Annotated in this window: 8 protein-coding genes; 5 read left to right on the plus strand and 3 right to left on the minus strand. The window is 39.9% G+C overall.

Features of this window, described 5'->3' with window-relative positions; translation table 11 throughout:
• Positions 1 to 84: 84 nt before the first annotated feature.
• The 4 genes from KZ793_RS16260 (at position 85) to KZ793_RS16275 (ending at position 4,959) form a co-directional block, all read left to right on the plus strand.
• Complete coding sequence (locus KZ793_RS16260; RefSeq protein ID WP_225816290.1) at positions 85 to 1,497, plus strand: MBOAT family O-acyltransferase; 1,413 nt, start codon at positions 85 to 87, stop codon at positions 1,495 to 1,497.
• The gene (locus KZ793_RS16265) at positions 1,484 to 2,590 is read left to right on the plus strand and encodes an SGNH/GDSL hydrolase family protein (RefSeq protein ID WP_225816291.1); all 1,107 of its coding nucleotides are present in this window, start codon (positions 1,484 to 1,486) and stop codon (positions 2,588 to 2,590) included. Before KZ793_RS16260 ends, KZ793_RS16265 begins: the two co-directional genes overlap by 14 nt.
• Positions 2,591 to 2,606: 16 nt before the next feature.
• On the plus strand, positions 2,607 to 3,827 hold the full coding sequence (locus KZ793_RS16270; RefSeq protein ID WP_225816292.1) for an SGNH/GDSL hydrolase family protein: 1,221 nt from the start codon (positions 2,607 to 2,609) through the stop codon (positions 3,825 to 3,827).
• Positions 3,828 to 4,038: 211 nt separating this feature from the next.
• Positions 4,039 to 4,959: a GNAT family N-acetyltransferase gene (locus KZ793_RS16275; protein ID WP_225816293.1), complete on the plus strand. Its 921-nt coding sequence runs from the start codon at positions 4,039 to 4,041 to the stop codon at positions 4,957 to 4,959.
• Positions 4,960 to 5,048: 89 nt separating this feature from the next.
• On the opposite strand, the gene gntU is transcribed toward KZ793_RS16275, so the two are convergent.
• From gntU to gntR, 3 genes are all read right to left on the minus strand, one after another.
• On the minus strand, positions 5,049 to 6,386 hold the full coding sequence (gntU, locus tag KZ793_RS16280) for a gluconate transporter (RefSeq protein WP_225816294.1): 1,338 nt from the start codon (positions 6,384 to 6,386) through the stop codon (positions 5,049 to 5,051).
• The gene (gntK, locus tag KZ793_RS16285) at positions 6,386 to 6,925 is read right to left on the minus strand and encodes a gluconokinase (RefSeq protein WP_225816295.1); all 540 of its coding nucleotides are present in this window, start codon (positions 6,923 to 6,925) and stop codon (positions 6,386 to 6,388) included. The genes gntU and gntK overlap by 1 nt, the downstream gene beginning before the upstream one ends.
• Before the next feature lie 167 nt (positions 6,926 to 7,092).
• Positions 7,093 to 8,088, minus strand: coding sequence for a gluconate operon transcriptional repressor GntR (gene gntR, locus KZ793_RS16290; protein WP_225816296.1), 996 nt, complete (start codon positions 8,086 to 8,088; stop codon positions 7,093 to 7,095).
• Positions 8,089 to 9,275: 1,187 nt separating this feature from the next.
• On the opposite strand from gntR, the gene KZ793_RS16295 reads away from it, so the two are divergent.
• The gene (locus KZ793_RS16295) at positions 9,276 to 10,160 is read left to right on the plus strand and encodes an IS982 family transposase (RefSeq protein WP_225816297.1); all 885 of its coding nucleotides are present in this window, start codon (positions 9,276 to 9,278) and stop codon (positions 10,158 to 10,160) included.
• The last annotated feature ends 79 nt before the right edge of the window (positions 10,161 to 10,239 follow it).

The following is a 10,239-nucleotide window of genomic DNA, read 5'->3' on the forward strand; positions in this document are numbered from 1 at the left end:
AAGCAGCAGCTTGAAAGATGAGGGGTATATAATATCGCTCATTATGACCTTGTACTGCGATGAAATGATTAGCCAGAGTTTAATATGAATTTCTTTTCTTTTGAGTTTCTAGGGTCCTTTGTTGCCCTCTTTTTCTTGTATTGGATGCTACAAAAAAGTGCAAAAGCACAAAACTACTTGTTGATAATCGCAAGTTATCTGTTTGTCTTTTCTTTTAATCCACTTTTCGCCGGTATCTTATTTGGCTATACGCTATTTATCTATCTTTTAACAAACATAGCTGGCAAATTTCTATCCGACCGCATCACATTTACCATTCTGACGATAGGTATTCTGGGGTGTTTCACCGCATTCAAGTATTACTCTTTCTTTCAAGAAAACCTGCAACAAGCATTTGCCACATTTGGTTTATCCATAGATTTACCCATACTGACACTACTCCTGCCTTTGGGCTTATCTTTCTATGCATTTCATTCCGTCAGCTATGTCGTTTCTGTCACAAGAAAAGAAATCCCTCGGGCATCATTCCCTGATGTCGTTTTATATCTATGCTTTTTTCCGAGTATTGTTGCCGGACCAATAAACAGAGCTAAAGATTTTCTGCCTCAAATCCAGATATCATCAAGAGTGATCATCGAACCATCAAGAGCAATATTGCTGATTGCATTGGCAATAACCAAACTATTCCTGTTCAGCTCTTATCTATCCGAAAATTATGTAAACCCAGTTTTTGATGATCCTACCAGCTACAGTGCAGGGCAAATCCTGGTTGGTATTTATGCCTATGCCTGGCATATCTATTTTAACTTTTCTGGCTATACCAATCTTGTTACCGGATTAGCGCTACTCCTCGGATTCAGAGTACCTGAAAACTTTAATGCCCCTTATCTGGCGGAAAACTTACAAGCCTTCTGGCGCCGTTGGCATATCAGTTTATCTGAATTTATCCGTGATTATGTCTATATTTCTTTTGGCGGTAATAAAAAGGGATTTATACGTAAAAATCTTAATTTGTTTGCCGCTATGGTCATCTCCGGTTTATGGCATGGCGCCGGAATTAACTTCATTATCTGGGGAGCGATTCATGGATTAGGATTAATCATCCTCAATGTTAAATATCAGTTATTTTTTTCGAAAAACGAAAATACATCCAAAAATCCGGCAACCTCATTTTTCTCCAGAATTATCACCTTCCACTTTGTCTGTCTGGCATGGATTTTCTTCCGTTGCCCTACTCTGGATGATGCCCTGACATTATTAAATCAATTGATATCACCAGATTTATTTCACTCGATAATAGCCAGCGGTGGGTTGTTACTGATGTTCTGGGGACTCTTTATTATTTATCCGTGGCTGCTTAATCTAAAAATAGCCGTTGGGAAAATTCATTCTCAGATTTCATGGATATACTACCCAATACCATTAGCCATTATTCTGACTTTAGTATTCATGCTTTCACCACAAGGAATGCCAGGATTCATCTATGCTAATTTCTGAATTCAAATCTAATTTAAAAACTGCCGGGCAAGCCATTTTTATCGTGGTATTAACGAGTCTACTGTTAATCTGGCTGAATCACCATTCACTGGATAGATTCTGGCAACAAAAATACCACCAGCAAAGCCCGTGGGCAACCTTACAAGGTAATCCGCTCTGGGATTTAGGTGATAATCTGGAACAAGGTGTACTCGCTGCGGGAGAAGCATTTATCTTACATACCACCGGCAATAACAGTGACAATCATCAGCAAACTCCCCTGGAAGCGAATATCACCCTTCCTGTGGGTTTTCAGATCGGGCTGAAGCTCCTGGGTGGTTATACCTCTCCTATTGCAAATCTTCCTGCCACTTTCCCTGAATTATTACAAAAATCTCCTCATGCTAATTCTGTCAACTCATCAGTGCTCCGCAATTCAGGCAATAATGTTCATTCCAGTATAGTGATCGCCAAAACCAATGTGACGCTAATAGCCAAGGATAAAGTACTTTTTGCCGGAGACTCAATGATGCAAGGCATTGCCCCGCATCTGAAACGTCGGCTCTATCAGGATTACGGTATTTCAAGTATTAATCTCAGCAAACAAAGTACCGGGCTTGCTTATCCCAGTTTTTTTAACTGGCCGGAAACTATCAATAAGGCGCTGGAAGCTAACCACGATATCAAGCTGGTTGTTATCTTCCTGGGGCCAAATGACCCCTGGGATATGCCACCAAGACATGGCAGCACCTACCTGAAATTCGCCAGTTCTGATTGGGAAAACCTCTATCGCCAACGTATCGACGTAATCCTTACTGAAGCACGTAACCACGGTGCTGATATTATCTGGGTTGGTCCTCCCAATATGCAGCAGAAAAAACTTTCCGTCAGCATGGAATATCTGAGAGCCTTGTATCAATCGGAAGTAACGAAAGCCGGAGAAATCTACATTTCTGTTAATGATATTTTTAAATATCATGCAAATGATTATTCCGATTATGTCGGCGACAATAGTAACAAAATTAAACTCAGAAGCGGCGATGGTATACATTTTAGCTTGAAAGGCCAGCAAACTATCTCGGACAATATATTCTCATTGATTAAATTTATTTAGGAACCAGCCAAACAAAATGGAAATGGTTAAACAACTCCGTCGGCGATACCAATCTGCTGGCATCAGTCTGGTCATCACACTCTCTTTAAGTTTGATATCGTGCCATAAACAAAAACCAGAACCATTGCCAACGCAACAACCTGCAACAATGAGCCAACAGTTAACAGACTTTGGTGAACCGAATTTAGCCTTACTGGCGAATAAACTGCATAACAACCGCCATAATCAACTGCATTTTGTTCAGATAGGAGATTCCCATACTGCCGCAGACTTTTTTACTGGCAAGCTTCGCTCTTTATTGCAACAACGCTTTGGCGACGCAGGGATTGGTTTTGTTAGCCCAATTAATGTACCTGGCCAACGTAACGCCATGGTCAGTATGACCGGTAATAAACAACAATGGAAACTCACTACCAGCCGCAAAGATAATCGGCCTGATTTTCCTCTCGGCGGTACAATTGCAGAACCTAGTAACCAAATAAGTCAATTAGCTTTAAGGCTACTTTCACCGTCCCATGATCGCTATCAACTCGAAACATTATACCAAACGTCGGATGATGCCCAGATTCTGGTTCAATCTGCAACCAAACGAATACTGAAATTACCGGCAACTCACGGTCACTGGCAATTTTCTACTGAGGAATCAGTTACATTCCCGGTTAATATTATGGCGATACAAAATAATCAGTTAAAATTAGGCGGTTGGTTTATCAAACGTAAACAACCAGGTATTATGTTATCTGCCTTGGGTATTAATGGTGCAACTATTAATATGATGGATAAGTGGCAGCCAAAATGGATTGATACATTAGTTCAAATGCATCCTGATATGGTGATCCTCGCTTATGGCACAAATGAGGCATTTAATCATTCGCTTGATTTATCAAGCTATCGCCAGCAACTGGAAACTAAGATAAAGCAGATTCGTAATCAGTTACCACAAGCAGTTATCCTTATTATTGGGCCGGGTGATTCTTTGAAAAACAACCAACTGACAAGTTGTGCAGCACAACAACCAACAATGTTGGATAATATTATCCAGATTCAACAAAAAGTCGCTCAAGATCAGCACACACTATTCTGGAACTGGCGTGAATATATGGGTGGAAAATGCTCAATTAGAAGCTGGGCGCAACAAGATCTCGCGCGTCCTGATTATGTTCACCTCTCAGCCGCAGGTTATGAACGCAGTGCTGAAGCTTTATATCAACAATTAATAAATATTCTCGATCAGTAAGCAACAATAAAGCTTGATTGGGAATAGTACTAAATACTTATCTTGTTTTTAGTGCAGAAAAATTAAACTTATAATCTTAGATTTACAATATGAATGAGCTCACAAGAAACCCATTTTATAAAGACAAATTATCTTTTTTGTTGTATTTAATGCGTTGAAAAATAAGTTTATACCATATGTAAAACATAGCGTTAAAAAGAGTATTTAAAATATGATTTTTCCAAAAAAGTATCCTCTCAGTGCTATAAAAAGGCTCATCTCCGGCTGGAAAGAATGTAGTTTCGAACGTTACCAACAAGCGTATTCTCTTTATGGTGGTGGAATATCTACTCATCCAGATATTGTACGCTTCTTAAATGAAAAATTTGGCAATAGTTTTATCTTTTATGTCAAAGAAAATCCACAAATAGAAAACGTTATCGAAGGAGCATACTTTACATGTAAAGATCATCATCTGGCAGCAAGTCACCAAAAGGATTATTATTTTTTCAGTTACGATGAAATTCTCTTCCCTATTGCCAAACATCTAAAAACTATCATCCCTGGGAAGTCAAAAACCATATCGCCTCTGCACAGAGAAAACTTCGTCAACCTTTATTATGGCCGATTAAACAAGCGAACAATATGCCTTGCTAAAGAAGATTTTTCTTATAAAACAAGAAGAAATCGGAGTAATGAAATTAATAGATTTAAGCGTGCAGGCGGAGAAATACATCAAATTGATGATTTCACTTGCCAAGAATTTGTTGATATTTACACCATACTATACGAAAAACGGTGGGGGAAAAAACACAGTGAAGAAGAAAAAGGAAAATTAACCGAATTATACACTGAGCTCAAACAACATCTGTACGGATGTGTATTAACTATCAATGGAACCCCAGCAGCCTACGATTTAGTTATAAAATCAGACAGCCCTCAATGGGTTTCATTCGATGCAGTAAACGGTGGATACGATCCTGAATACGCTAATCTCAGCCTTGGAAGCATTGTCATGTGGTTAAATATTCAAAATGCTTCAACGCTCTGTCAGCAGAATCAAAAAACGATGCGCTATTCTATTGGCAAACCTACTTTCGCCTATAAAGATCGCTGGTGCCACCGTCACCCGTTAGCAAGAACACTATTTTAATGTCACCAATATTTCCAGATAGTTAACTTATCTTGCCGCCTTCTAAGGAAGGCGGTATTAATCTAATACAATCTCTTAATTCATATGAATTACAACATGGCAAAGAAAACCATTCCAACAACGGCACCTGTTGTTCCAAGAATAGTTTCCATAATTGACCAAGTTCTCAGTGTCTGAAATTCTGTTGCACCAGTAAATTTACCAAATAACCAAAAGCCTGAGTCGTTAACATGGCTCAATACCAAAGAACCACCCGCAATACAAATTGAAAGAGCTGCAAGCTGGGCACCAGAATATCCCAGAAGATCAACAACTGGCAAAATCAGACCAACAGTTGTCAAACAAGCAACGGTTGCAGAACCTTGAATAACGCGTACTGTACCAGCAAGGATGAAACACGCTAATGCAATAGGCAGACCCGCCCCAATCAAAGCGTTTCCCAAAGCAGGGCCAACACCAGAATCCACTAATACTTGTTTGAATACACCACCGGCCCCGGTAACCAACAAAATAATTCCAGCAGGCTGAATAGCCGAAGAGCAGATATCCATCACTTTTTCTTTACTCATCCCACGACGAATTGCCAGACCATAAATAGCAACCAAACAAGCAACCAAAATCGCAGAAAATGGATGACCGATAAATTCAAGCCACTGATACAATTCAGAGCCTTGTTCAACAAAATTCTCACCGATAGCCTTTAATCCAACCAAAGCCAAAGGGAACAGGACCAGTGACAAACTCAAACCAAAAGATGGCATCTTACCTTGACCAAGGCTTGGCTCACTTATATCCACGGGCAAATCCAAAGTGACATACTTACTGATAAAACTACCGAAGATTGGACCCGCCAGTAACGTCCCAGGAATCGCGGCACTGATACCGATTAAGATCATCCAACCAAAGTCAGCATTCATCTGTGAAGCCAACAACATCGGTGCTGGACCAGGTAACAAAAACGCTGCGGCGGCTGCAACACCGGCAAACAGAGGAATAACCAGTTTCACTACATTACCGCCAGTACGACGCGCTACTGCAAACGCCACACCAATCAATAAAACAATCGCTACATCAAAGAACAACGGCAAAGCACAAACCAGACCAGCGATCCCTAATGAATAATGAGCATTCTTTTCACCAAAACTATTTAGTAACTTAACTGCAATCTGATCCAGTGCGCCTGTTTCATGCAGAACTTTACCAAACATAGCCCCCAGTGCGACAACAATAGCCAGAAAACCTAATGTTCCTCCCATTCCTTCTTGCATTGTTTCAGCAATTTTATCCAGTGGCATACCAGAAAAAACACCCGCTCCCATGGAAACCAGTATTAACGCAACAAAAGCGTGTATTCTGGCCTTCATTACCAGAAACAACAGTAAAAGAACAGAACCCACGGCTGTCAGCACTAAGGTTAAAGTACTCATTATTTTTCCCCTGAAATGACACTATTAATTATTCTTATCGAGTGATTTATCACTTCATCAAGAGATGATCTAATGTCAACCAGATAAACATCCTGTTCATCACTCCCCGGCTCTTCTAATGACTCAAACTGAGATACCAACATTTGAGGTTTAAAAAAATGATCTTTACGTGCCTTCAATCGACTTTCAATTAAATCAAAATCGCCTTTCATATAAAGAAATGACAGATTCTTATTATTATCACGCAGTATATCCCGGTAATGTTTTTTTAAAGCAGAACAAACAATCAGGGAAACCGGGTTTGTGCGTTGCATAGCAAAAATTGCATGATTCAGTGATTTCAACCAAGGTTCACGATCTTCATCATTCAGTGCGTATCCTTCAGCCATCTTATTAATGTTAGATCTTGGATGTAAAAAATCACCATCTAAAAAAGCAGAATCCAATTTATAGGCCACAGCACCGGCAACAGCAGATTTACCACTACCGGATACCCCCATAAGCACAAAAACATGATTCGAATGCTGGGTATCGCTCATATAAACTCCTTAGCGTAGATATTTTATCTACAAATGTTACCGGTAACTGTTATCGGTAACATTATCAGAAGTAGAGATGAAATTCGCAACAACACGGAATATTCAGGAAATATAAATGTGATATTTATCACAAATGAGTTCAAAAAAACGCAAATCCAGCAGATCGATTAGATACTCTCTCCCAGAGATAATTGAAAACCGATATCAATCATTTTTTGCGGTAGATATTCGCCCTTCAGCCGAGCCATTAATAATTCAGCAGCTCTCCGCCCCATTAAGTCACGAGACGTCAACACACTGGCAAGTTTTGGTGTCATCACCTGACCAACATCATGGCCATGAAAGCCGGCTATTGCAATATCATGTGGTACAGCTATCCCTTGACGTTGGCACTCGAAAATTGCTCCGATAGCGAGGTCATCGTTAGTGCAGAATAGACCATCAACATCAGGATATTTTGTTCTTGCTTCATTCAATAACTGCCCCCCTAATGTGTAAGAAGAGCTGTCTGGTGTCATTATCTTACCTGGCTTTAACCCCGCACTTTCCATTGCAGCTTCATAGCCCTCCAGGCGAATAATCGTCCTTTCATCTTGTCTCGCACCAAGATAAATCACCCGCTGGCAACCACGCTCAATCATTGCCATTGTCATTTGCCGAGCTGCTTCAAAGTTGTCAATACCGACTGCCGTATCAAAACAAGGAGAAACACAATCCATCAGTTCAACAACAGGGATACCAGCCGTTTCCAACATCTTCAAAGTTCGTGGAGTATGAGTACGTTCTGAAAGAATCAAACCATCAATATTATAGGAAAGTAAAGAAATCAAACGCTCTTCTTCCTTTTCTGAACGATAGCCATAGTGAGCCAACATAGTTTGATAACCATAACTATCCGTCACATATTCGATACCACGAATAACCTCCGCAAAAACCTGGTTAGTCAAAGAAGGCAATAAAATACCAATAGCATGACTAGTGGAATTAGAAAGAATATCCGGCACTTTATTTGGGATATAACCTAACTCATCTAAAGCATCCGCTATTTTCTTTCGCAATTGCTCAGAAACTTGATCAGGATTACGCAAGAAACGACTTACCGTCATTTTAGTTACACCAACACGATCAGCAACATCTTGTAAAATAGGACGTTTTTTCTTCATATTTCAATACAATATAGAATTAGTAAAATTTAGGATAATAAACGCAGTGTCATGACATATTTATACACTATAAGGATACATTTTTTTAAAATTTAGTCTGGCTGTGAAACTGTAATCCCAATTTATTTAGTGTATCGTAAAATCTTATCCTTTAGAGTGGAGATATAAGACATAGTTTTTTTGTAACTAGGAGGATTTCGCCGCTGATATATTACCGAATGATTTAGAGCAATGAGCCACCACAACCAGCAAGAACCACGCCATGACAATGAGTAAGAACTTGAAAATTGCCAAACCTATCAAAATCAGAAGCAGAGACATTAAGTCAGCTTAGGAGAAATGTCCAGACGAAATTAAGGTTTAATCATTCAACACTAGCTCAAAGTTGATATGGACTACATCGTTAGCTTAAGTACAAGTAGGCATACAATTTCTCGTTAACTTATACCAATTAAGAAAAAGCTGCGTTATAAGATGCTCAAAACCGATATCGAAAATAACCTGTTAGCCGACATGCCGATATCGCCTAACGGAACATAAAAAGATTTATCACTTCACCGGTTTACTCTGAAACTCTTCTCTTGACCAGATTTTGAAAATCAACTGTAAACGTTGAAAGGTTGAACTCAGCTACGGGGAAATAAAGCATAGGCAATTAAATCATGTATATACACTTATCATCAGGATGTTGAAGGCATTCATTAAAAGTTGGGTATTTTCATCCGGCGTTTTTCAAGGTAATACTCAAAAGTGACGAACGTGACAAACGAGCCTCATTTCCTACAATTTGGTTCGTCCAGCGATAATGTTTACAACACAAGCTCATAGTGTAAGCCCTAGTCTCATCAATGCACTACAGTTTATTTAAGCAGAGTTTTTACGATGCGTGGGACAAAACCCCAAAGAAGTTCCAACAATTACGGGAAGAAGAACAACTTATATCATCTAAGAAAAGTGGAAAGAAATTTGCCCAAAGCAAATTTTATACCGGGGGAAATGGGGGAAATAATATACCGCTAAACACAAAACTGCCCACGACGTTCAAATCCGTTCCCGACAGAGTTGTTCTATATAATGCGGATAGACACAGTAACTAACCTGAACTCTGGATAAAAAAATGGAACTAAGTGCCTGTTCCAAGATCAAAATTTTCGACCAAGAAAAAAGCGATCTTATCAGGAACAGGCATGGATAAACTAGTTGAACTCTTCTGCGATGTCGATGATTTTTGCCGTGTATTCATTCCACTCTGGGAACAACAGTGTATCGAGGAAGGACACCGTCAGCGCAGACGTCATGGCCGCATGAGTGCCAGCGAGATTATGACCATTGTGATTGCTTTTCATATGTCACATTATCGCGATTTCAAAAATTTCTACTTTGGATTAGTCCGACGATACCCTCAACAAGACTTTCCCACCCTGCTCAGCTATACCCGGTTCTTAGGCGTCGTTTCCTCAGTTTTAGGACCGCTTTGTAGCTATTTGACGCAGGTGAAAGGGAAACCCACGGGACTCGCTTTTGTCGACTCCACGAGTATTCGTGTTTGTCATAATGTTCGTATCCCTCGCCATAAGGTGTTTGACGGCATAGCGAAACGAGGAAAAGGGTCAATGGGTGGGTTTTTCGGTTTTAAGCTGCATCTGATAGTCAATCATCAAGGAGAAATTGTGTCAGCCAAACTCACTCCGGGTAATGTCGATGATCGGGAACCTGTCCGTGAGTTAGCAACGGGATTAACAGGAACGCTTTACGGCGACAAGGGATATATCAGTCAGGCTCTGTTTGATGATTTAAACGCGACAGGGATGACATTGATAACGGATACGCGCAGTAACATGAAGGCAAAAGCGCTCTCAGTGTGGGATAAGGTGATGTTATCAAAGCGTTTCATCATAGAAACCATCAATGATCAGTTAAAGAATATTTCTCAGATAGAGCACTCACGACACCGTAGTCTACAGGGATTCATGTTGAATGTGTTAGGAGGGCTAATCGCTTATTGTTTCAAAGAGAACAAACCGTCACTGAATATTTCCCGCTCAGAAATAGACATATTAGTGACGGCTTAACCAGAACTCAGGTTAACTAGGTAATATAAGCAAACAAAATGATACATACCCTGATATGCAAAAACCCCCAGCTTGCGCT

The organism is Photorhabdus antumapuensis (assembly GCF_020387775.1).
In the GTDB taxonomy this organism is placed as follows: domain Bacteria; phylum Pseudomonadota; class Gammaproteobacteria; order Enterobacterales; family Enterobacteriaceae; genus Photorhabdus; species Photorhabdus antumapuensis.

Coding starts and splice junctions, on each gene's coding strand:
- KZ793_RS16260 (WP_225816290.1), top strand. CDS start 85: ATGAATTTCTTTTCTTTTGAGTTTCTAGGGTCCTTTGTTGCCCTCTTT.
- KZ793_RS16265 (WP_225816291.1), top strand. CDS start 1,484: ATGCTAATTTCTGAATTCAAATCTAATTTAAAAACTGCCGGGCAAGCC.
- KZ793_RS16270 (WP_225816292.1), top strand. CDS start 2,607: ATGGAAATGGTTAAACAACTCCGTCGGCGATACCAATCTGCTGGCATC.
- KZ793_RS16275 (WP_225816293.1), top strand. CDS start 4,039: ATGATTTTTCCAAAAAAGTATCCTCTCAGTGCTATAAAAAGGCTCATC.
- gntU (WP_225816294.1), bottom strand. CDS start 6,386: ATGAGTACTTTAACCTTAGTGCTGACAGCCGTGGGTTCTGTTCTTTTA.
- gntK (WP_225816295.1), bottom strand. CDS start 6,925: ATGAGCGATACCCAGCATTCGAATCATGTTTTTGTGCTTATGGGGGTA.
- gntR (WP_225816296.1), bottom strand. CDS start 8,088: ATGAAGAAAAAACGTCCTATTTTACAAGATGTTGCTGATCGTGTTGGT.
- KZ793_RS16295 (WP_225816297.1), top strand. CDS start 9,276: ATGGATAAACTAGTTGAACTCTTCTGCGATGTCGATGATTTTTGCCGT.